At 67.1% G+C, this 21,242-nt stretch carries 19 protein-coding genes; 13 read left to right on the top strand and 6 right to left on the bottom strand.

Going from position 1 to position 21,242, the window contains the following annotated elements:
• Positions 1-124: 124 nt before the first annotated feature.
• Positions 125-1,339 (bottom strand): glycosyltransferase, encoded by a 1,215-nt coding sequence (locus tag WIX41_RS08620; protein WP_339446669.1) that lies wholly within the window; start codon positions 1,337-1,339, stop codon positions 125-127.
• Between the two features lie 289 nt (positions 1,340-1,628).
• Between WIX41_RS08620 and rpmB the strand changes: the two genes are divergently transcribed.
• From rpmB to WIX41_RS08570, 10 genes are all read left to right on the top strand, one after another.
• Entirely contained in the window at positions 1,629-1,865 is a 237-nt protein-coding gene (gene rpmB / locus WIX41_RS08615; protein WP_005411638.1) for a 50S ribosomal protein L28, read from the top strand.
• A 10-nt stretch (positions 1,866-1,875) separates the two neighbouring features.
• Positions 1,876-2,043, top strand: coding sequence for a 50S ribosomal protein L33 (gene rpmG, locus WIX41_RS08610; RefSeq protein ID WP_170272460.1), 168 nt, complete (start codon positions 1,876-1,878; stop codon positions 2,041-2,043).
• A gap of 118 nt (positions 2,044-2,161) precedes the next feature.
• A complete protein-coding gene (gene cls, locus WIX41_RS08605) occupies positions 2,162-3,580 on the top strand; it encodes a cardiolipin synthase (RefSeq protein ID WP_339446668.1) in 1,419 nt (472 codons plus the stop codon).
• A 21-nt stretch (positions 3,581-3,601) separates the two neighbouring features.
• The gene (locus tag WIX41_RS08600; protein WP_339446667.1) at positions 3,602-5,014 is read left to right on the top strand and encodes an FAD/NAD(P)-binding protein; all 1,413 of its coding nucleotides are present in this window, start codon (positions 3,602-3,604) and stop codon (positions 5,012-5,014) included.
• 86 nt (positions 5,015-5,100) lie between these two features.
• Positions 5,101-7,293 (top strand): DNA helicase II, encoded by a 2,193-nt coding sequence (gene uvrD, locus WIX41_RS08595; protein ID WP_339446666.1) that lies wholly within the window; start codon positions 5,101-5,103, stop codon positions 7,291-7,293.
• A gap of 141 nt (positions 7,294-7,434) precedes the next feature.
• Positions 7,435-7,989, top strand: coding sequence for a hypothetical protein (locus tag WIX41_RS08590; protein ID WP_339446665.1), 555 nt, complete (start codon positions 7,435-7,437; stop codon positions 7,987-7,989).
• 618 nt (positions 7,990-8,607) lie between these two features.
• Positions 8,608-9,036 (top strand): hypothetical protein, encoded by a 429-nt coding sequence (locus tag WIX41_RS08585; protein WP_339446664.1) that lies wholly within the window; start codon positions 8,608-8,610, stop codon positions 9,034-9,036.
• A 615-nt stretch (positions 9,037-9,651) separates the two neighbouring features.
• Positions 9,652-9,969, top strand: a complete 318-nt coding sequence (locus WIX41_RS08580) for a hypothetical protein (RefSeq protein WP_339446663.1) — start codon at positions 9,652-9,654, stop codon at positions 9,967-9,969.
• 164 nt (positions 9,970-10,133) lie between these two features.
• Positions 10,134-11,339, top strand: coding sequence for a hypothetical protein (locus WIX41_RS08575; RefSeq protein WP_339446662.1), 1,206 nt, complete (start codon positions 10,134-10,136; stop codon positions 11,337-11,339).
• A gap of 72 nt (positions 11,340-11,411) precedes the next feature.
• Positions 11,412-11,858 carry a universal stress protein gene (locus WIX41_RS08570; protein ID WP_339446661.1) on the top strand — a complete coding sequence of 149 codons (447 nt, stop codon included), beginning with the start codon at positions 11,412-11,414 and terminating at the stop codon, positions 11,856-11,858.
• 19 nt (positions 11,859-11,877) lie between these two features.
• Here the strand turns inward: WIX41_RS08570 and WIX41_RS08565 are convergent, their stop codons facing one another.
• Complete coding sequence (locus WIX41_RS08565) at positions 11,878-12,159, bottom strand: DUF2782 domain-containing protein (protein ID WP_339446660.1); 282 nt, start codon at positions 12,157-12,159, stop codon at positions 11,878-11,880.
• Positions 12,160-12,254: 95 nt separating this feature from the next.
• On the opposite strand from WIX41_RS08565, the gene polA reads away from it, so the two are divergent.
• The 3 genes from polA (at position 12,255) to WIX41_RS08550 (ending at position 16,626) form a co-directional block, all read left to right on the top strand.
• Positions 12,255-15,026 carry a DNA polymerase I gene (gene polA, locus WIX41_RS08560; protein ID WP_339446659.1) on the top strand — a complete coding sequence of 924 codons (2,772 nt, stop codon included), beginning with the start codon at positions 12,255-12,257 and terminating at the stop codon, positions 15,024-15,026.
• Between the two features lie 440 nt (positions 15,027-15,466).
• The gene (locus WIX41_RS08555) at positions 15,467-15,946 is read left to right on the top strand and encodes a DUF421 domain-containing protein (RefSeq protein ID WP_339446658.1); all 480 of its coding nucleotides are present in this window, start codon (positions 15,467-15,469) and stop codon (positions 15,944-15,946) included.
• 152 nt (positions 15,947-16,098) lie between these two features.
• A complete protein-coding gene (locus WIX41_RS08550) occupies positions 16,099-16,626 on the top strand; it encodes a hypothetical protein (RefSeq protein WP_339446657.1) in 528 nt (175 codons plus the stop codon).
• A gap of 16 nt (positions 16,627-16,642) precedes the next feature.
• Here the strand turns inward: WIX41_RS08550 and hemF are convergent, their stop codons facing one another.
• From hemF to WIX41_RS08530, 4 genes are read right to left on the bottom strand one after another with little or no spacing between them, the layout of a single operon-like run.
• On the bottom strand, positions 16,643-17,548 hold the full coding sequence (gene hemF, locus WIX41_RS08545) for an oxygen-dependent coproporphyrinogen oxidase (protein WP_339446656.1): 906 nt from the start codon (positions 17,546-17,548) through the stop codon (positions 16,643-16,645).
• A 59-nt stretch (positions 17,549-17,607) separates the two neighbouring features.
• Positions 17,608-18,216 carry a hypothetical protein gene (locus WIX41_RS08540; RefSeq protein ID WP_339446655.1) on the bottom strand — a complete coding sequence of 203 codons (609 nt, stop codon included), beginning with the start codon at positions 18,214-18,216 and terminating at the stop codon, positions 17,608-17,610.
• A 28-nt stretch (positions 18,217-18,244) separates the two neighbouring features.
• Positions 18,245-18,664: an NUDIX hydrolase gene (locus tag WIX41_RS08535; RefSeq protein WP_339446654.1), complete on the bottom strand. Its 420-nt coding sequence runs from the start codon at positions 18,662-18,664 to the stop codon at positions 18,245-18,247.
• Positions 18,661-21,027, bottom strand: a complete 2,367-nt coding sequence (locus WIX41_RS08530; protein ID WP_339446653.1) for a S9 family peptidase — start codon at positions 21,025-21,027, stop codon at positions 18,661-18,663. The genes WIX41_RS08535 and WIX41_RS08530 overlap by 4 nt, the downstream gene beginning before the upstream one ends.
• Positions 21,028-21,242: the final 215 nt, after the last annotated feature.

The raw sequence follows: 21,242 nt of genomic DNA, 5'->3' as shown, positions 1-21,242 counted from the left end.
TCCGGATGTAACCAAACGCCGGTAGCGCCGGCCGTTGGCCGGCCCTCGGGATGCATGACCCGTTCCGAGTGGCCCGCCCATCGCGTCTCGATGACGTTTCTCAAGGGCCGGCCAACGGCCGGCGCTACCGGGTCCGGTGCAACGTCGTGATGAGGTTGACCGCCATTGCGACACCGTCCTCCCGCGCCATGGCACGCCCGAGCGCGGCAGCCCGCGCGCGCACCTCCTGGCCTTCGGCGAACGCGATCGAGAGGCCCAAGGTGTCGGCATCAAGCCGCTTGGGCGATAGCGGTGCAGGCGCTACCTGCATCTCCCGCAATCGCGCCGCCCAGAAAAACTGATCTGCCGCAAACGGCATCACCAACGAAGGCACACCCGCTCGACACGCCGAGTGCGTGGTGCCGCTGCCACCGTGGTGGATCACCAGCGAACAGCGGGGGAACAGCGCTTCGTGCGGGGTAGGGCCGACGACAAACACGTCCGGCGGCAGCGGCGCGTCCGGAATGCCTGCCCAGCCGGGGAACAACAGCACCCGGCGTGGTGCCAGCGCCTGCAGCAGCGCGGGCAGCACGGTGTCGCGATCAAACCCGATCATGCTGCCAAAGCCCACATACACCGGCGGCGGGCCGGCATCGAGGAAGGCCTGCAACGCCGGCGTCGGTTGCCAGGGCGCATCGGGTGCGCGCCACTGCCCGCACACATGGTGATTGGCCGGCCAATCCGCAGGCGGCGGCATCAGGCTCGGCGAGATGCCATACAACATCGGCAGATCGCGCCACAGCGAACGTCGGGCAGACATGCCCAGCGTCCGCCGTGCCTCGTTGATGGGCGCACGGAAGGTCCGCCACACCACCTGGTTGACCAACCCATAGCTGAGCCGGTTGAGCACGCCAGGCAGCCGCAATCGTGGCAGGAATGGCGAGAGGAACGCACGGGTCGGGGTCAGCGGAATCATGCCGGTACCGATGGCCGGCACACCGTGATGTTCGGCCACCGTCATGCCCACGAACGCTGCCAGTCCGCCGGTCAGCACCGCATCGCAACCGGCCGCGGCAGCATCGGCCTGCCGCATCCACGCCGGCACATGCCGTTGCGCCATCCGTGCCAGCCCCCGCGATGCGGCCGCCATGTCGTTGCCGCGCGCCACCAGCGCCACCACCTCGTCATGGATGTCGCCCTCCAGCACCGCGTGCGGAACCCCCAGTGCCCGTGCACTGTCCAGCGTGCCGCCCTCGGCCAGCAGCAGCACCTCGTGGCCGGCTGCCTGCAACCCATGGCACAGCATCACCAGCGGCCGGGTGTCGCCTTCGGTTCCATAGGTCACTGCCAGAAGCCGCATCGCCGTTCTCCCGGGTAGAGGGCCCAGTATCGCCAGCCGCTGCGTGCCGGGGTAGCCCGTTCAGCCACGGCTGGCTGCGTCCACTGTGGACAACTTGCATCCGCGGGGCGGCTCCGGCATAATGCGCGGCTCGCTGTGTCTGGATTTTTCCGGATTGGCGGCCGGGAACACGTCATCCGGTCTGCCCTCGTCAGCGTAACCCTTTGATTCTCATGACGTGTGGCGGGAAACCGTCGAGGCCGCCGTCGCCCGGGCTATGGGCTGACACATACTTTCATCGAGGTGCGCAATGTCCCGCGTATGCCAAGTTTCCGGCAAGCGAGTGCAGACGGGTAACAACGTCTCGCACGCCAACAACAAGACCCGTCGTCGTTTCCTGCCCAACCTGCACGAGCGCCGCTTCTGGGTTGCCAGCGAGAACCGCTGGGTCAAGCTTCGTGTTTCCGCGCATGCACTGCGCACCATCGACAAGAACGGCATCGATTCCGTTCTGGCTGAGCTGCGTGCGCGCGGCGAAAAGGTCTGAGGAGTAGACGATCATGGCAGGCAAGCGCGATAAGGTCCGTATGATTTCGACCGCCGGTACCGGTCACTTCTACACGACCGACAAGAACAAGAAGAACACCCCCGGGAAGATGGAATTCTCGAAGTACGATCCGGTCGTGCGCAAGCACGTCCCGTACAAGGAAGGCAAGATCAAGTAATCCCTCACCGGATTGCTCGATGCCAACGAAAAACCCGCCTCACGGCGGGTTTTTTCGTTTCCGTGGCCGTGCACGCCGGCCATGGCAGAATGCCGGCACACCCCAAACGGGCGCACCGATGCTGTTCGAATGGTTGCTGGGTTCATGGCTGTTGCTGCTGGACTGGCTGATCCGGCTGGCCGCGCTGTTCTGGATTCCCAGCCGCACCACGCCCGGCGCCGCGCGCAGCTGGCTGCTGCTGGTCGGCTTCGTGCCGCTGCTGGGGTTGCCGCTGTACCTGCTGTTCGGCCACCCCTGGTTGTCCCGCCAGCGCGTGGCGCGCCAGGCCGAGGCCTCGCAGGTGATCCGCGAAGAGCAGGCGCTGCAGCCGCCGCTGCGCTGGAACCCGGTGCCCGATACCGCCACGGCCGAAATGGTGCCGCTGGTCGAGCGCCAGGGCGATTTCATGCCCGTGCACGGCAACGCGGTCGAACTGCTGACCGAGTACGACGCCTCCCTGCAGGCGCTGCTGGACGATATCGACCAGGCCCGCGACCGCGTGCACCTGCTGTATTACCTGATGTTCGACGACGCGGTGGGCGAAGCGGTGGTGCAGGCGCTGCAACGCGCCGCCGCGCGCGGCGTGCACTGCCGGTTGCTGCTGGATGCGGTGGGCGCCAAGCGCGGCCTGCGCCGCTACCGGCACCGCCTGCAGGCGCTGGGCGTGGACGTGCGGGCGATGCTGCCCGGCGGCCTGCGCTGGCGGCGCAGCGGGCGCATGGACCTGCGCAACCACCGCAAGATCGCCGTGATCGACAACCGCGTGGGCTACATCGGCTCGCAGAACCTGGCCCAGCCCGAATTCGTGCCCGGCTTCCCCAACCGCGAGCTGGTGGCGCGCGTGCGCGGCCCGGCCGTGGCCCACCTGGAGGCGGTGTTCGCCAGCGACTGGTACATGGAAACCGGCCAGCGCCTGGAAGTGATGATGGTCGAGCCGGTGTGCGCCGACGACGTGCCGACCCAGCTGCTGCCCAGCGGCCCGGCGTATCCCTTCAGCAACGCGCGCGATGCGGTGAATGCGCTGATCCACCTGGCGCGCCGCCGCATCGTGCTGGTCACCCCCTACTTCGTGCCCGACGAAGCCACGCTGAGCGCACTGCGCATCGCCGCGCTGTCGGGCGTGCAGGTGCAGCTCATCCTCTCGGCCAGCAACAACCAGCGCCTCACCGCATGGGCGCAGGAGGCGTACTACGACGAGCTGCTGCGCGCCGGTGTGCGCGTTGCGCTGTACGCACCGCATTTCCTGCATGCCAAGCATCTCTCCGTGGACGAGGACATCGCGCTGGTTGGTTCGATCAACCTGGACATCCGCTCGTTCGCACTCAACGCCGAAATCGGCATGCTCTGCTACGACCGGGAGCTGGTGCGACAACTGATCCAGATCGAAGACGACTACCTGCGGCAGTCGCGCCAGCTCGACCTGAAGGCCTGGCGGGAGCGGCCCGCATGGCGGCGCAGCCGCGAAGGCATCGCGCGCCTGGCCGATGCGCTGATGTAGCGCACAGGGTGCCCCGGCCGCATGTCCTACAATGCCGGCATGACCGACTCCGAACCCATGCTCCAGGCGGACCTGGCCATCATCGGCGGCGGCGCGGCCGGTGTGCTGGTCGCGCTCAACGCGCTGCGCAGCGCCAGCTCGCCCGTGCAGGTGATCCTGTTCGAACCCGCGTCCACGTTGGCCCAGGGCATCGCCTATGCCACGCCCTGGCCCGAGCACCTGCTCAACGTGCCGGCCGGCAAGATGAGCGGCCTGCCGGAACTACCGGGCGATTTCGTGGACTATCTGCTGCAGGCCGATGTCCTGCCGGGTGTATCGCGTGGCGTACTGGCCGACACGTTTGTTCCCCGCCGCCACTATGCGGAGTACCTGCAGCAGCGCCTTGCCGAAGCCCAGGTGCACAGCCCCGCACAGCTGCGCGTCGTGCATGGTCCGGTCATCGAACTGCAGCCGGGCACGCCAGTGAACGTGCTGCGGCTGGCTGATGGCGTGCAGTGGCAGGCACGCCACGTGGTGCTGGCCTGCGGCAACAGCATGCGCCCGTTGCCTGCACCCGGTGCCGAGGCATTGCCGCCCGGCCGCGTGGTCGACGCATGGGATTACGACGGCGTGCGCATGCTGGCCGGCGATGGCGACCTGGCCATCATCGGCTCGGGGCTGAGCATGGCCGACAGCGTGGTGGCATTGGCCACGGCCGGGCATCGCGGCCGCATCCACGTGCTGTCGCGGCATGCGTTGCTGCCCTTGCCACACGCGCACGGGGGCATTGCCAAGTTCGATCCACAGCCGCTGCTGGACATGCCGCTGCGTGCTCGCATGCGCGCGCTGCGCGGGCACGTGCGCGACGCGGCTGCGAAGGGCATTGCGTGGCAGGGCGTGATGGACCGCATCCGTCCGCTCGGGCAGGCGCTCTGGCAAGGGCTGGATGCCGCCGACCAGCGCCGCTTCCTGCGCCACGTGGTGCGCTATTGGGACGTACACCGCCACCGCATCGCCGAGACGGTGCACGCACAGCTGGTGGCGCTGGAGCAGTCGGGCCAGCTGCAGCGTCATCGTGCACGGCTGGATGCGCTGCTGGTACTGGACAGCACCCTGCAGCTGCACGCGCACGGCGCGCACGGCGGCATGCCGCCACTGAACGTGGGCGCGGTGATCAACGCCACCGGTGTGGAGACCCGCGCACTGGCCATGCGCAACCCGCTGTTGCAGCAGCTGCTGGCGGACGGCTGCGCACGCCCCGGCCCACATGGGCTGGGCCTGGACAGCGATGCGGCCGGCGTCCTGCGCAATGCGCAGGGACAGGCGCAGCCGGGCGTGCAGGTGGTGGGCAGCCTGCGCATCGGCACGTTGTGGGAAAGCCTGGCCATTCCGGAGCTGCGGGGGCAGGCGCAGGAGGCGGCAGTGGCCGCGTTGAATCACGACCAACGGTCGTGACCTACCGGCTGAACCGGTTGCGCGAATACCCGAAGCGGTGACCCCGGCCCGCCCCTGTGTGGCGGCGGCCGGGGTAAAATGAGCGCATGGATGTCTCCCACCTGCTCGACGGGCTCAACCCCGCTCAGCGCGAAGCTGTGTCCGCCCCGCCCGGCCACCATCTGGTGCTTGCCGGTGCCGGTTCCGGCAAGACCCGCGTACTGATCCACCGCATCGCCTGGCTCAACGAAGTCTGCGGCGTGCCCACCCATGGCATTTTCGCGGTGACCTTCACCAACAAGGCCGCCGGCGAAATGCGCCACCGCATCGACGTGCAGCTGCCGCAGGGCAGCCGGGGCGCGTGGATCGGCACCTTCCACGGCCTGGCCCATCGCCTGCTGCGCCTGCACTACCAGGAGGCCAAGCTGCCCGACAGCTTCCAGGTGCTGGATTCGGATGACCAGCTGCGGCTGGTCAAGCGCGTGGTGCAGCAGTTGGAGATCGACGACAGCAAATATCCGCCCAAGCAGATCGCCTGGTGGATCAACGAGCAGAAGGACGAAGGCCGCCGTCCGCAGCACATCCAGCCCGAGCCGAATGACGCCTGGCTGGAAACCATGCGGCAGGCCTACGCGGCCTACCAGGAGCGTTGCGACCGTGCTGGCCTGGTCGACTTCGCCGAGCTGCTGCTGCGCGCGCACGAACTGTTGCGCGACAACCCGGCGCTGCTGGCCCATTACCGTTCGCGTTTCCGCGAAATCCTGGTGGACGAGTTCCAGGACACCAATGCCATCCAGTACGCCTTCGTGCGCGTGCTGGCCGGCGACAGCGGCCACGTGTTCGTGGTCGGCGACGACGACCAGGCCATCTACGGCTGGCGCGGCGCCAAGGTCGAGAACGTGCAGCGCTTCCTGAAGGATTTCCCCGGCGCGCAGACCGTGCGCCTGGAGCAGAACTACCGCTCCAGCGCCAACATCCTCGGCGCGGCCAACGCGGTGATCGCGCACAACCCGGACCGCATCGGTAAGGAGCTGTGGACCGACAGTGGCGATGGCGACCCGATCGACCTGTACGCGGCCTACAACGAAATGGACGAGGCGCGTTACGTGGTCGAGCGCACGCGCCAGTGGGTGCGCGATGGCGGCAGCTATGGCGACGCCGCCGTGCTTTACCGCAGCAATGCCCAGTCGCGTGCATTCGAAGAAGCGCTGCTCTCCGAGCAGGTGCCCTACCGCGTATACGGCGGCATGCGCTTCTTCGAGCGCGCCGAAATCAAGGACGCGCTGGCCTACCTGCGGTTGATGACCAACCGCAACGACGACGCTGCATTCGAGCGCGCGGTCAACACACCGACGCGCGGCATTGGCGACCGCACCCTCGACGAAGTGCGCCGGCTGGCGCGCACCCAGGCGATCTCGCTGTGGGAAGCCACCATGCTGACCACCCAGGGCAACGAGCTGGCCGCCCGCGCGCGCAACGCGCTGGCCGGCTTCCTCACCCTGGTCAACCAGCTGCACGCCGAAGCCGGTGAAATGACCCTGGCCGAACGCATCGACCATGTGCTGATCCGTTCGGGGCTGCGTGAGCATTGGTCCAAGGAAAGCCGCAACGCGCTGGATTCGGAATCGCGCGCGGACAACCTGGATGAACTGGTGTCGGTAGCCTCGCGCTTCACCCGGCGCGAGGACGACATCGAGGAAACCGGCGAGACCATGAGCGAACTGGTCGCCTTCCTGTCCTATGCCTCGCTGGAAGCCGGCGAAGGCCAGGCCCAGGCGGGCGAGGAGGGCGTGCAGCTGATGACCCTGCATTCGGCCAAGGGCCTGGAGTTCCCGCTGGTGTTCCTGGCCGGCATGGAAGACGGCCTGTTCCCGAGCGCGCGTTCGCTGGAAGAAAGCGGGCGGCTGGAAGAAGAGCGCCGCCTGGCCTACGTGGGCATCACCCGCGCGCGCCAGAAGCTGGTGCTCAGCTACGCCGAATCGCGCCGCATCCACGGCCAGGAAAACTACAACGTGCCCTCGCGCTTCCTGCGCGAGATCCCGCGTGAGCTGCTCAACGAAGTGCGCCCGAAGGTGCAGGTCTCGCGCGGCGCTTCGCTCGGCGCCAGCCGCCCCGCCGGCCACGCTACGCTGGAGGCGCCGCCGCTCAAGCTGGGCGCCATGGTCACCCACGCCCGCTTCGGCGAAGGCATGGTCACCGACTACGAAGGCAGCGGCGCACACGCGCGCGTGCAGGTGGAGTTCGCCGACGCCGGCAGCAAGTGGCTGGTGATGGCCTACGCCAACCTCACCGTCATCTGATCGGGCGTGTCACGGATGACCCGCCATGTGCTCTTCATCGGGTAGAGCCACGCCCTGCGTGGCTTCGCGATGCCGAACGCAGCACAGCCACGCAGGGCGTGGCTCTACAACCCACCCATTCCAATCATCTCTGGCCTCCCCATGTCCACCATCCCCGTCTCCATCAACGTCAAACTCAACGCCCGGCTCCAGCCCGAGCACCGCCTGCAGCTGTTCGAGGATCCGCTCGATGCGATGCTTGAAGCGGCCGGCATCGGCGAAATCATGGGTGGCGGCACCGCATTGTCCGACGAGGGCGAAGTGGAATACGGCGACCTGGAAATCCAGCTGCACGACGCTGCCGCACTTCCCCAGCTTATCGAACTGCTCGAACAGCTCGGCGCCCCCAAGGGCTCGCTGATCCAGCGCGAAGGCGAGGCCGACCTGCCGTTCGGCATCACCGAAGGCCTGGGCCTGTACCTCAATGGCGTGGACCTGCCCGATGAGGTCTACGAACAGTGCGACTCGAACTACGTGTTCGACCAGATCGTGGAGCGCATCGACGGCCACGGCGAAATCTGCAGCTGGTGGCAGGGCCCGAGCGAAACCGCGCTGTACCTGTATGGCGCGTCCTTCGAAACATTGCGCGAGCGCATCGCCGAGCTGGTGGCGACTTACCCGTTGTGCCAGGGAGCTCGGGTGGTCCAGATCGCCTGATTCGCGCGCCCGCTCAGGGGCTCCCAATTCAGCCCGAACAATTCCTGGTCAAGCGACTTGGGATGCTGCTGTCACTTCTGCTGAGCAAGGCAACTATGGCATGGCGGCAGTGGGAGGCGCAGTTGCCATCGCCGAGGGGGCTATGGGGATCGTTACACTTGGTCAGTCCCAGCGCGTGATTGGTCCTGGTCGCATCGCTGCGCAGGAAATCGCAGCATTGAGCGCAGCTAGAACAGCTTCTGCTGAAGCTCAGGCGAACCAAGCGGCTGGCGGTGCCGTTACAGGGCTCGTGACAAAGTCCGGCGAAGTTTTTGTCGGTGCCAGTGCGCGCGCCGGTGGGCCTGGTGGCGCTTCAAATGGAGTCATCCAAAAGTCGTTGGATGGAGTAGCTGATGGCTCCCGGTCCGCTTTCCACGGCTGTTGCGGAGAGATAGACGTGATGAGCAAAGCACTGAATGCTGGTGCCGACTTGAAAGGCGCTACCATGGCGACCGTCAGAGCCATAGGTTCCAAAGCTGGGCAAGTCATGGAACCCTGTGCCAGCTGTGCTGCCGTCGCCAAAGATCAAGGCGTTCGTGCTGTTCTCCCTGCGAAGACGCGTCCGTTGTAGGAGGTGATATGAATGGCGAACACAACTCTGGTAATAGGGTGCGCCAAATGATCGAATGTCTCGACGTGGTGCTGGACGTTGCCGGACTCGAACAGGATTGTGGTGCGAGAGCGATGCTCGCTGTTGCGCTTTGCGATCAGTTGGACAGTCGTCTCGGTGGAGAGAGGCGAGCTGCAGTGGAGGCGGCTCGGGATTTCTGGATCTCGGGGGAGGTTGCTGAGTACAGAAAATGGTTCGGTGCCTATTCTGCGATGCTCGATGAGAAGCGACTGCTGGATCCACTTGATCGGTTGGTCTGGAGTGCCTTGGCGCGGTCCGGCGGACTTGATTCGTTTACCGGAGAGTCTTTGGTTCTAGAGGCTGTCGATGCCGGCCTGGATCCTGATGAGATATCAATTGCGCTATCGAGTGTAGTGCCTGGATATGGGAATCCTTGAACGCCCTGAGTGGACCGACGCGTACGTCATTGCTGATGTCTACCTTCCGGTGTTGGCGAGAATGGGCGTTGTTGCTCACCGTGGCCCTGGCTGGGTAGGCGGGTTGAACACCGTCAGGGCAAGGTTGGCGGCTTCAGTTCGGTCAATGACGAAGGTAACTTGTGCTGGATTTTCTTGGACGGAGCTGGCCTCTTCTTGTTCGATCGCCGATGACGTCTACATGCACCCCATCAGGGTCTACTTCGTCATTACGGGCAATGGGTGGGTCGGCAAGTACGCTGATAGTGACTCCGCGCATCCCTACGAGCTGTTTTTCTGCTGACTCGTCCTGTGCAGGCGTGCAGGCCATCCAAGAGAGCGATGCACCGACGCTGGTCTGGTGACCGATGATAGTGCCGACTGTCAGTCGGCTGTCGCCCCTGCAGTCTGCCCGCGACCGTTTCGGCCCAAAGGGGCGTCTTCGTCCGCGCCAGAACGGCCATCCCCGCCCCGGCGCGCCTGATTCGTTCCCGGTGAAACGCGACTCATCCCGGATTTCACACGGTTCGTCGCGTGCTCCTTGAAGCCCTCCGACCATGCGCCCAGAGTCTGGCGCTGTCTGCTGGGAGCGCGCACATGAACAAGGGAATCCCGTACCTGATGGCGGCACTGGTCGCGCTGACGCTGTCGGCGGGCTGGGCGGCACCGGTGCTGGCCCTGTTCGAGCATGTCGCCGCCTGCCTGGACGGGGGTGGCAGCCTGGACCTGCTGCGGATGCGCTGCGCCCCACCAAGCGCCACGCGTGACCTGCTGCTGGACGGGTTGGGCTTCTGGCTGACCGCTGTCGCTGTTGCGGCGGTGGCGACCGTGGTGACTCGAACGCGCCTGCCGCGCCGGCGTTCGTCCCACACTAGCTTTGCAACCAGTCCGAACGGTGGGCGAGCGGAACCCTGATAGTGTCCGTGCGCACTTCAGCATCGGCACCGGCCTTGATCACCAGCGCGATCCAGCGGACGTCTTCGTTTCCATCCCTTCCCGGCATTCCCGATGATGGCCGCGCGCCGCGCAGGTCTCTTCCGGCGTTGCCCGTGTCACATCTCCACAATGCGCCGCCCCAAATGCGGCAGATGCTTGACCTGGCCGATTGCCCGGCCAGGCCTTGGCAGGGGCCGGGCAGCCAACCGGCCATGATCGCGGTGCGGGGTAGCGAGTGCTGGCGGGTCAAGGCAACGGCCGACGCCAACAGCAGCGCCATGGAAGTCACGCTGGGCAAACTGTTCCAGCTCACCGGGCTGGTCGCTCCCGACACCGAACTGGTGGCGGCCGTTGATGGTCTGCCGGCGTCAGGCGAACATGTGGGCTCTCGCTTCGAGGTGGGCTTCCAGGATCTGGGCGACTTCCTCGTCAGTGACGCGGCCGTGGATCTGGTCGCCGCGGCCAATCCTTCATCACGCAGTGCCTACGAGGCATTGCGGGCAGGCCATGCACGGGCCGTATCTGACAACGCCCGCCTGTTGAAGCAGGCCGGGCGCGAATGGTGGGCCCTGCGTGGGGACGACGCCCAACACCACGCCGCCAACGACCAGCGCCGGTTCAATGCGCTGGACGCCATGAACCGCATGCTGCCCGGGCCATTGCGCTGCGAACAGCTGCGCCATTTCATCGTCTCCCGCTGGCTGGGCAACTGGGACCATCTCAACTACCGGCTGGAGAATTTCGGCTACACCGTCCGTGAAGGAACCCGGGTGGGCATGTCGCTGGATTTCGGTTCCTGCGGGCCGCTCGGGTTCCGCGACCTGCAGACGGGCGCGATGCTCACCAAGCCGCACAGCGGTGAGGTGGCCATCGCCCAGCGGCCGCCTTCACTGTTCCCGATTCCTTTGGCATATGTGGCCAACGTCGGTCATTTCGATGCAATGTGCGGCGATCCCGGTCCACTGCACGACGTCACTGCATGGCCCTATGGTTTCCAGTCCGACAGCATCGCCGCCCTGTTCCGCCCGCCTGTGGCCCCTGACCCTCGCGTGGCCGATATCCTGGCCGAAATGGGCTACCGGCTGGGGCTGCTGCCGGTGTCGGCGATCAGCGCCGTGATCCACCGCCATTGGCCGTTGCTGCCTGACGGGGCCGGGCAGAGATGGCCCACGGCAGCGGAACTGACCGGGCAACTGCTCAGCCGCCGCGACGCCCTGCTGGCCCGCTTCGATCCGGCGCAGATCGCCGACTGGGTGCAGGCCGATCCCGACCGCGCGGTCAGGATCCAGCAGGCGCTGGCCAGCGCCACGCAGGCCGTCCTCGGCGGCCAAGCCGACCGGCCGGATTGATCCGGCTCAAGGCACGGTCTCCACGCCGGGTGTGCAATGGTGTCCCCCACTGCCTTCGCCAAGGAGCGTGCCATGTACAAGCGGATCCTGATTGCCACCGATGGCTCCGAGCTGTCCGAAAAGGGCCTGCTCAAGGGGCTGGAACTGGCCCGCGACCTCAACGCCGAGGTCGATATCGTCACCGTCTCCGAGCCCTGGGCGGTGGGCATGTACGACGCGATGGGCTGGAGCGTGGGCTACATGAACAGCCCCGAGTACAAGGCTGACCGTGAAGAGACCGCAGCGAAGGTATTGGCGCCGGCCAAGGCCGCCTGCGAGGCGCAGGGCCTGCGTGCCAACACCGTGCACGTGCTGGACCGGTATGCCGCCGACGGCATCATCGACACGGCGGTGGAACGCAACAGCGACCTGATCGTGATGACCTCGCACGGGCGCCGGGGCGTGACCCGGGTGCTGCTCGGCAGCCAGACCGCCGAGGTGCTGGCGCGCAGCACGGTCCCGGTGCTGGTCATCCGATGACGTTACGGGCCTGGCCTGCTCACCAGCTGTAGAGCTTCCAGTAGACCGGCGAGACGCCATCCTTGCTCCGGTCCACGCCGCTCTGCTGGCCGTCGTACATGTAGTACGGCGCGCCACGCGAGGGCGTGACCTTGACCATGCGCAGCTGGCCGCTGACCCGGTACTCTTCAATGACATCGCCGTTGTCCATCACGCGCTTGGCGATATCGGCGCCCCTGACATCGACCGGGGGCACGCCAGCGCCGCCGGTGGTGGCACAACCAGCCAACACGAGCAGTCCAGCCAGCAGCAGAGTCTTCATGGGCCGAGGTTCCTGGGTCAGGGGGCTTGATTATGCCCGATGCCCCGTGATGCCGGTGCCGGGAATGGCCCTGGCCGGGCGCGTAGAATCGTCGCATGAGCCGATTAGTCCTGATTGACGGGTCCAGTTACCTGTATCGCGCGTTCCACGCGCTTCCGCCGCTGACCAATGCGGCCGGTGAACCCACCGGCGCGCTGTTCGGCGTGGTCAACATGCTGCGCGCCACCCTGAAGGAGCGCCCCGAGTACGTGGCCTTCGTGGTCGACGCGCCCGGCAGGACCTTCCGCGACGACCTGTATGCCGAGTACAAGGCCAACCGCCCGCCGATGCCCGACGACCTGCGCCCGCAGGTTGAGCCGATGTGCCGGATCGTCGAAGCGCTGGGCTTGAGCATCCTGCGTATCCCGGGCGTGGAAGCCGACGATGTGATCGGCACGCTCGCGCTGCAGGGCCACCGCGACGGGATGACGGTCACCATCTCCACCGGCGACAAGGATTTCGCCCAGCTGGTCCGCCCCGGCATCGAGCTGGTCAACACCATGACCGGCAGCCGCATGGATTCGGATGCGGCAGTGATGGACAAGTTCGGCGTGCGCGCCGACCAGATCGTCGACCTGTTGGCGCTGATGGGCGACACCGTGGACAACGTGCCCGGCGTGGAGAAGTGCGGCCCCAAGACCGCTGCCAAGTGGCTGGCCGAGTACCAGACCCTGGACGGGGTGATGGCGGCTGCGCCCGGCATGAAGGGCAAGATCGGCGAAAACCTGCGCGCGGCGCTGGAGCGCCTGCCGCTGAACCGCGAACTGGTCACCATCCGCACCGACGTGGCGCTGGACGCGAGCCCGCAGACGCTGGCGCTGCGCGACCCCGACGTGCCCACGCTGGGCGAACTGTACCTGCGTTATGGCTTCACCCAGGCGCTGAAGGAACTGGGCGGCCCCGTCCCGGCCCCAACCGCCGCCAGCGACGCGCCGGTGAGCCTGCGCGGCACCGCCGCCGGCTATGCCCGTGGCACGTCCAGCGAGCCGGTACCCGTGCCGGATGCGGCCCTGTCCGCCCCGGGCGAGTACGAGACGGTGCTGACCACCGAACAGCTGCAGGCCTGGGTCGCCCGGGCCGAGGCCGCCGAGCTGATCGCCTTCGACACCGAAACCGATGCGCTCGATGCCATGCGCGCCAACCTGGTCGGCATCAGCCTGGCCGTGGAGCCGGGCCGTGCGGCCTACATCCCGGTCGGCCATGACTATCCCGGCGCCCCGGCCCAGCTGCCGCGCCAGCAGGTGCTGGATGCGCTGCGCCCGGTGCTGGAGAACCCGGACAGGAAGAAGCTGGGCCAGCACGGCAAGTATGACCTGCACGTGATGCGCCGCCACGGCGTGGACGTGCAGGGCTACCACGACGACACCATGCTCGAGAGCTTCGTACTCAATTCCACCGCCACCCGCCACGACATGGATTCGCTGGCGATGCGCTACCTCGGCTACAGCACCATCAAGTTCGAGGACGTGGCCGGCAAGGGGGCCAAGCAGATCCCGTTCTCGCAGGTGGGGCTGGACGAAGCCAGCCGCTACGCCGCCGAGGATGCCGACATCACCCTGCGCCTGCACCGCGTGCTGCAGCCGCAGCTGCTGGAATCGGCCTCGCTGGACAAGGTGTACCGCAGCATTGAAATGCCGCTGGTGCCGGTGCTGGCCCGGATCGAGGCCAATGGCGTGTATATCGACAGCGCCGAGCTGCGCCGGCAGAGCCAGGACCTGGGCGCGCGCATGCTGGCCGCCCAGCAGAAGGCCACCGAGCTGGCCGGGCGCACCTTCAGCCTGGACTCGCCCAAGCAGCTGCAGGCGGTGCTGTTCGACGAACTGAAGCTGCCGGCATTGGTGAAAACCCCCAAGGGCCAGCCCAGCACCAATGAAGAGGCGCTGGAGGCGATCGCCGAGCAGCACGAGCTGCCACGGGTCATCCTGGAGTACCGCGGCCTGGCCAAACTGCGCAGCACCTACACCGACAAGCTGCCGGAGATGGTCAACCCCGACACCGGCCGGGTCCACACCAGCTACCACCAGTCCGGTGCGGCCACCGGCCGGCTGTCCTCGTCGGACCCGAACCTGCAGAACATCCCGATCCGCACCGAAGACGGCCGCCGCATCCGCCGCGCCTTCGTGGCGCCGCCGGGGCACAAGCTGCTGGCCTGCGATTACTCGCAGATCGAACTGCGGATCATGGCCCACCTGTCCGAGGACCCGGGCCTGGTGCGCGCCTTCGAGCAGGGCGTGGACGTCCACCGGGCCACCGCCGCCGAAGTGTTCAGCCGCGCGCTGGACGAGGTCACCCCGAACGAGCGCCGCGCCGCCAAGGCCATCAACTTCGGCCTGATGTACGGCATGAGCGCGTTCGGCCTGGCCCGCAACCTGGGCATCGACCGCGGCCAGGCGCAGGATTATGTGGCGCTGTACTTCAGCCGTTACCCGGGCGTGCGTGATTTCATGGAACGCATGCGCCAGCAGGCCCGCGACCAGGGCTACGTGGAAACCATCGAAGGGCGCCGGCTGTATCTGAACGATATTCACGCGCGCAACCAGGGGCTGCGCGCCGGCGCCGAGCGCGCGGCGATCAATGCGCCCATGCAGGGCACCGCAGCGGACATCATCAAGCGGGCCATGGTGAAGGTGGACGACTGGCTGCAGGGCCAGGATGGGCGCGCCCGCATGATTCTGCAGGTGCACGATGAACTGGTATTCGAAACCGAAAGCGGGTTTCTGGAAACCTTGCGCTCGCAGGTGGTCGACCTGATGTCGTCATCAGCTCAATTGCGCGTGCCGTTGGTGGTGGATGCCGGCGTAGGCGATAACTGGGACGAGGCGCATTGAGACCGGAACCACGTTGAAAAAGCTGAATTGGTTCACCCGGGACCAAAAAAACTGACTCGTGGATGAATGTTTCAAGATTCACCACCGCATTAATTGGCCCTCTTCACGAATCATCAATGTTCGAGGTGCTTTTATAGACCTCGACAGGCGCAATGCCTGTTGTGGATCTCTCCCATCCCCTGGAGCAGATCTCGGAACGGGGGCTACTCCCCAAGCGCCCGTTCCCCGGCCCCGCTGACCTCCCCCTGGTCGGCGGGGCTTTTTATTTTAGGCCTTCGCATCCCTGTGCGCGTCACCCCGGTAGCGCCGGCCGTTGGCCGGCCCACGGGTTGCCCGGGCCGGCCAACGGCCGGCGCTACCGATATCGGCGACCGCGATTTCTTGTTGCCTCCTTCGCGCCCTCACGCCCATGCTGGACCCATATTCAACCGGGACTTCCCATGAGCGACCTGTTCGACCTGGCCATGCCGTGGTGGGAGTTCATCCTGCGCGCGGTGGTGGTGTACGTGGTGGTGCTGGGCATGGTGCGCCTGTCGGGCAAGCGGGCACTGGGCCAGATCACCCCGTTCGATGTGCTGCTGATCGTGCTGCTGGGCAATGCGGTACAGAACGCGCTGCTGGGCAAGGACACCTCGCTGGGCGGCGGCCTGCTGCTGGCGGCCACCCTGATCGGCATCAACTACGGCGTGGGCTGGCTGAGCCAGCGCAATCGCCGCATTGAAACGCTGGTGGAAGGCGAGCCGGTGCTTATCGCTCGCGACGGCAAGCTGCTGGACTCGGTGCTGCGGCGCGAACTGGTCACCCGTGCCGACGTGGAAGCGGCCATGCGCCAGCAGGGCTGCGCGCACATCAGCGAGGTCTCCATGGCGCTGCTGGAAATCAACGGGCACATCACCATCGTGCCGCGCACGCCGCGGTAGCGCCGGCCGTTGGCCGGCCCAGGCGGTCCATCCACGCGCCGGCCCCCCGGCTGCGACAGACCGAAATCTGAAAGCGCATCTTCACCGGCCCTGCTGCAATCGGACGCATCACGGCCGCTGTCCCGGCGGCCCGCGCAACGGAGATGCCGGCCATGAACATCGAATCCCCCACGGGTTCCACCCTTCGCCCGTGGGTGCCTGTCTATCGCGAAGGCGCCGTCCACCGCCCCGCCGCTGATCGCTCTGCTGTCGACCCGCCACCGTCGTATGACGAAGTGATGGGCACGGCCAGCCGGGTGCCACCGGTGCTGCCGCTTTCGGGGGTGACACCGCTGCAGGTCGCCAACGAAACACCCAGCTGGCGGTCGCGCCTCTCTTCCTGGGCAGCGCCGCACCCGCTGGCCCAAGAGCGCAAGATGCAGAAGTTGCTGGAACGCCGCGAACGCACCCAGCGCAAGCTGGATGTCGCGTGTGACGACCTCGAACGGCTGCAGTTGGATCACATCTTCCGCAGCGCTTCACTGCGCAACGTGTGCGGTGGCGGGTTGTTCGATGACGAGGGCTGTGTCGTCGTGGCACTGGCGCAGGATCGCGTCGCCCACTACCGGCACAAGAAGGACATGCTGCAGAGCGAGCTTGTGGCCATGCTCGACCGTCGGTCGGTGCAGGCGGTGCCCTGAGCGGGGCCGACGCAGCTCAACCCAGGTTGAGCCAGTCGCGCGGCACCAGGTAATCGCCCAGCCGTGCTTCGGCGCTGCCGGGTTCGGGCGTGAAGCCATATTCCCAGCGCACGCGCGGCGGCAGGCTCATCAGGATGCTTTCGCTGCGCCCGCCGCTCTGCAGGCCGAACAGCGTGCCGCGGTCGTAGACCAGGTTGAACTCCACGTAGCGGCCACGCCGGTACAGCTGGAACTCGCGCTCGCGCTCGCCGTACGGCGTGTTCTTGCGGCGCTCCACCATCGGCAGGTAGGCCTGCAGGAATCCATCGCCCACCGCGCGCAGGTAGTCGAAATCGCGCTCGAAGTCGCCGTGCAGGTCGTCGAAGAACAGCCCGCCTACGCCCCGGGTTTCATTGCGGTGGCGCAGGAAGAAGTACTCGTCGCACCAGCGCTTGTGCGCGGCGTAACGCTCCTCACCGAACGGCGCGCACAGGTCGTGGGCGACCTGGTGCCACTGCTGCACGTCCTCGTCGAACGGGTAGAACGGGGTCAGGTCGAAGCCGCCACCGAACCATGCGGCCACCTGCTCGCCATCGCGTTCGGCGCTGAAGTAGCGCACGTTGGCGTGGGTGGTGGGCAGGTAGGGATTGAGCGGGTGGAATACCAGCGAAACGCCGGTGGCGCGCCACGAGGCCCCGGCCAGCTCGGGCCGGTTGGCCGAGGCCGACGGCGGCAGGCGCGTGCCGGAGACGTCGGAGAAGCCGATGCCGGCCTGCTCGAACACTGCGCCATCGCGCAGGATCCGGGTGCGGCCACCGCCGCCTTCGGCACGCTGCCAGAGGTCTTCGGCGAAGCGGGCCTGGCCATCGGCGCGCTCGACGGCGCCGCAGATGCGGTCCTGCAGGTCGGTCAGGTAGCTGCGTACGCGCTCGAATTCGTTCATGGCGGTACTTTACCGCAGGGCAGCGAGGCAGAGCCTCCACAGCGAGGCAGAGCCTCGCTCTACCGTGCTCCCGGCGCGAACAGGCGCTGTACGTCCGGGCGCAGCACGCGCACCACCAGCCAGGCGTGCAGGGCGGCGAACGCCAGCGCGGTGAGCACGGCCAGGCCGGTATAGAGCGCGCGCTGCATGCGCAGGTCGCGGCGCAGCTGTCCGGCATCGGACGCATCCACGTTCGCCGGCAGGTGCAGGATGATCTGGTGGAACACCTCGTCGATCACCCACGCACCGACGAAATTCAGCAGCGCGGTGACCACCAGCAGCACGATGAAGGTCCACAACGCCCAGCGGTTGCGCCGGAGGATGCCCCAGCACGCGGCAGCGCCCACCACCGACAGGACCAGCATGCCCACATTCACCGCGACCGCATGGCGGCCGAACCAGCGCAGCGAGGACGGCACCCAGGACAGGTCCGCGCCCTGCAGCTGGGCCTTCAGCCATGCGGAGTTGGTGAGCAGCGCGGCGAAGATCGCGCCACCGCCCCAGCACACGGCCGACAGGATGCACACCACCAGCACGGATTTGGCCAGCGGGGACAGGAAGGTCGGCGTGCCATCGCCCTTCGGGCGCGGATTGGCAACAGGCAACAGCGGGGGTGTGGTCGAAGACATCCGGTGTCCTGGCTGTGAGCGGATGGGGTCAGCCCGGCACGATCACGCGCGCGGCCGCCGGCAGGATATGGTCTTCGCTCAACGGTGCCAAGCGGCATCCGTGTGGCGGCTGCAGGGAAATCCAGGCCAGTTCGGCGATCTCGGCACGTGCCTGCGGCGTGCCCAGCACCTGCACCCACCAGGCCTCGGCATGCACCCGGCAGCCGGTTTCATGCACCGCCCAGTCGCTGAAGGCGCCCAGCGGCACCGCCGTGGACGGCTCCAGCTGCACGCCCAGTTCTTCGTCCAGCTCGCGCGCCAGCGCGGCCAGCGGTGCCTCGCCCGGCTCGGGCTTGCCGCCCGGCTGGATGAACACCGCCGTGCCGTGCTTGCGCACCACCAGCACGCGCTGGGCGGCGTCGGTGATGACCGCGGCGACGATCCGTACCGTCGCCGCGTCGTGGCTCACTTCAGGTTTTCTTCGAACAGCTTGAGGATGCGCTTGTACTGGTCCAGCCAGGAATCGGCACGCACGTAGCCGTGGCGCTCCAGCGGGTAGGGCGCGATGCTCCAGTTGTCCTTGTGCAGCTCGATCAGCTTCTGGGTCAGGTTGACCGAGTCCTGGAAGAACACGTTGTCGTCCATCATCCCGTGCGCGATCAACAGGTGGTCCTGCAGGCCTTCGGCGTACTCGATCGGCGAGGAGATGCGGTAGGCCTCCGGGTCGATGTCCGGGGTGTTGAGGATGTTGGCGGTGTAGCCGTGGTTGTACTGGTGCCAATCGGTCACCGGGCGCAGCGCGGCGCCGGCCTTGAACGTGCCCGGCGAACGGAACAGCGCCATGAAGGTCATGAAGCCGCCGTAGGAGCCGCCGTAGATGCCGGCGTGGTCGCGGTCGCCCTGCTGGGTGGCCACCAGCCAGTCCAGGCCGTCCTTGTAGTCTTCCAGTTCCGGGTGGCCCATGTTGCGGTAGATCGCGGTGCGCCAGTCGCGGCCGTAGCCTTCGCTGCCGCGGTAATCCATGTCCAGCACCACGTAGCCCTGCTGCACCAGCAGGTTGTGGAACATCTGCTCGCGGAAGTAGGCCGGGTAGCGCTGGTGCACGTTCTGCAGGTAGCCGGCGCCATGCACGAACATGGCGATCGGGTACTTTTTGCCCGGCTCCAGGTTTTCCGGGCCGTAATACTTGGCCCAGACCACCCCGGCACCGTGCTTGGAAGGCACCTGCACCAGCTTGGGTTGGATCCACTGGCGCGCCTTGAACGCGGCGCTGCGGGTATCGGTCAGCACCTTGGCCTGGCCACCGGCGGTGGGCACCACCGCCAGCTGCGCCGGCAGGTAGGCACCGGAGTAGCGCACCAGCAGCTGCTGGCCGTCCGGGGACAGCGAGAAGTCTTCCACGCCGTTGAGCGAGGTCAGCTCACGCACCTGCCGCGAGGCGGTATCCACCGCGCACACTTCGTAATCGCCCGGTGCCTGCTGGTTGCACAGCACGTAGAAGCCGCGGCCGTCGGCGCTGGGCACCGGCATCGAGGTTTCCCATTTGCCGCTGGTCAGTGCCTGCGGCCTGGCCGTGCCCTGCTGGGTGTACAGGTGCGAATAGCCCGATTCTTCGGACAGCAGCCACAGCGTGCGGTTGTCGTTGGACCAGCCGAAATCGTTGAAGCTCCAGTTGATCCAGGCCGCGTCGGTCAGGCGGTGGCGGTTCTGCAGCTTCGCTTCGGCCGGGCTGACGCTGGCAATCCAGCGGTCCTTGTTGTCGTTGGCGCGCAGCAGGATCGCCGCCTGCTGGCCATCGGCACTCCAGCGGATGCCGGGTGCACCGGGGCCGCCGAGCACCTGCACCGGGCGGTTGCCCTTCAGCGCGTCCTTGCCGGCGGCCTTGCGCAGCGCGGCCAGCGGGTCGGTGCCGATGCCGGGCAGGCTGTCCAGCGACAGCGGCTTCACGGTGCCGGTGACGGCGTCGACCAGCCACAGTGCGTTCGGTTCCGGGTTGTTGCGGCCAACGCGGGTACGCGTGTCCTCGAACTCCTCGTAGCCCGATTCGGTCACGTACTTGGGCATCTTGCCGGCGCGGCCTTCATCGAAGTCCTTCGGCTTGGTCACCACGATCAGGCTGCGGGTGTCGGGCGAGAGCACGCTGTCGACGATCTCCACCTCGGCACCCAGGTAGATCGGGCCCGGGGCCCGGGTGCTGTCGGCGCGGCGCCAGCTGGCTTCCTGTTCCTTCAGCGCCTCGCGCTGGGCGCGGTCGTTGCGCAGCGTGGCCAGGGTGCGCAGCTGCTGGTCGCGCAGCACGTCGGCCTTGGGTGCGTCGTCGGGGTTCTTTTCGGCCTTCAGGCTGGCCACCTGCTGCGCGCCGGCGGCGGCAGTCCAGTGGAACCAGTTCTGGCCGGTGCGCCAGATCACCCCGCCGTCGCGGGCGAAGTTGACCGCGCTGGCCTTGTCGCTGCTGCGGGTGAGCTGGGTCAGCGTGCCGCTGCGCAGGTCACGCAGGAACACATCGCCGTTGCGCACGAACACGCTGCGCTGGCGGGCGCTGTCGTACACCGGGCTGTCCACGTCCAGGCTGCCGCGCTGGTCATCGGCGACCTGGCTGGCCACGCCGCCGTTGACCGGCTGGCGGAAGGTGTCGCGGACCGGGCTGCCGGTGCGCTTGAGCTGGTACTCCACCTGCTGGCTGTTCCACGACCACCAGGCGCTTTCGACCGGCGGACCGATCCAGTCCGGGTCGGCCATGGCCTGTTCGATGGTGATCGGCGTCGGTGCCGCGTGGGCTGTAACGCCAAGGGCGGCGAGCAGCAGCAGGGACAAGGGCAGCGTTCTGGGCATTGCGGGCAGCACCATGATGGAAAACCCGGCAAGCGTAGCAGCCGCAACGGTTCCGGGAGGGGGCCACAGGTCATGGGCGCCTGTGCTGCGTTCCGGGGGCATGAACGGCTGATGGGCGGCCCCGGTGGGTGTAAACGTTGGTGGGTGACCCCGGCGCCCCAGGCCAGCGGCTTCGGAACCTTGCGCCGCGCTGCGCGCGGTGGCCACGCAGGGCG

Source organism: Stenotrophomonas sp. AB1(2024), from assembly GCF_037482345.1.
Taxonomy (GTDB): Bacteria; Pseudomonadota; Gammaproteobacteria; order Xanthomonadales; family Xanthomonadaceae; genus Stenotrophomonas.
This window is presented reverse-complemented; position numbering and strand designations above follow the sequence as displayed.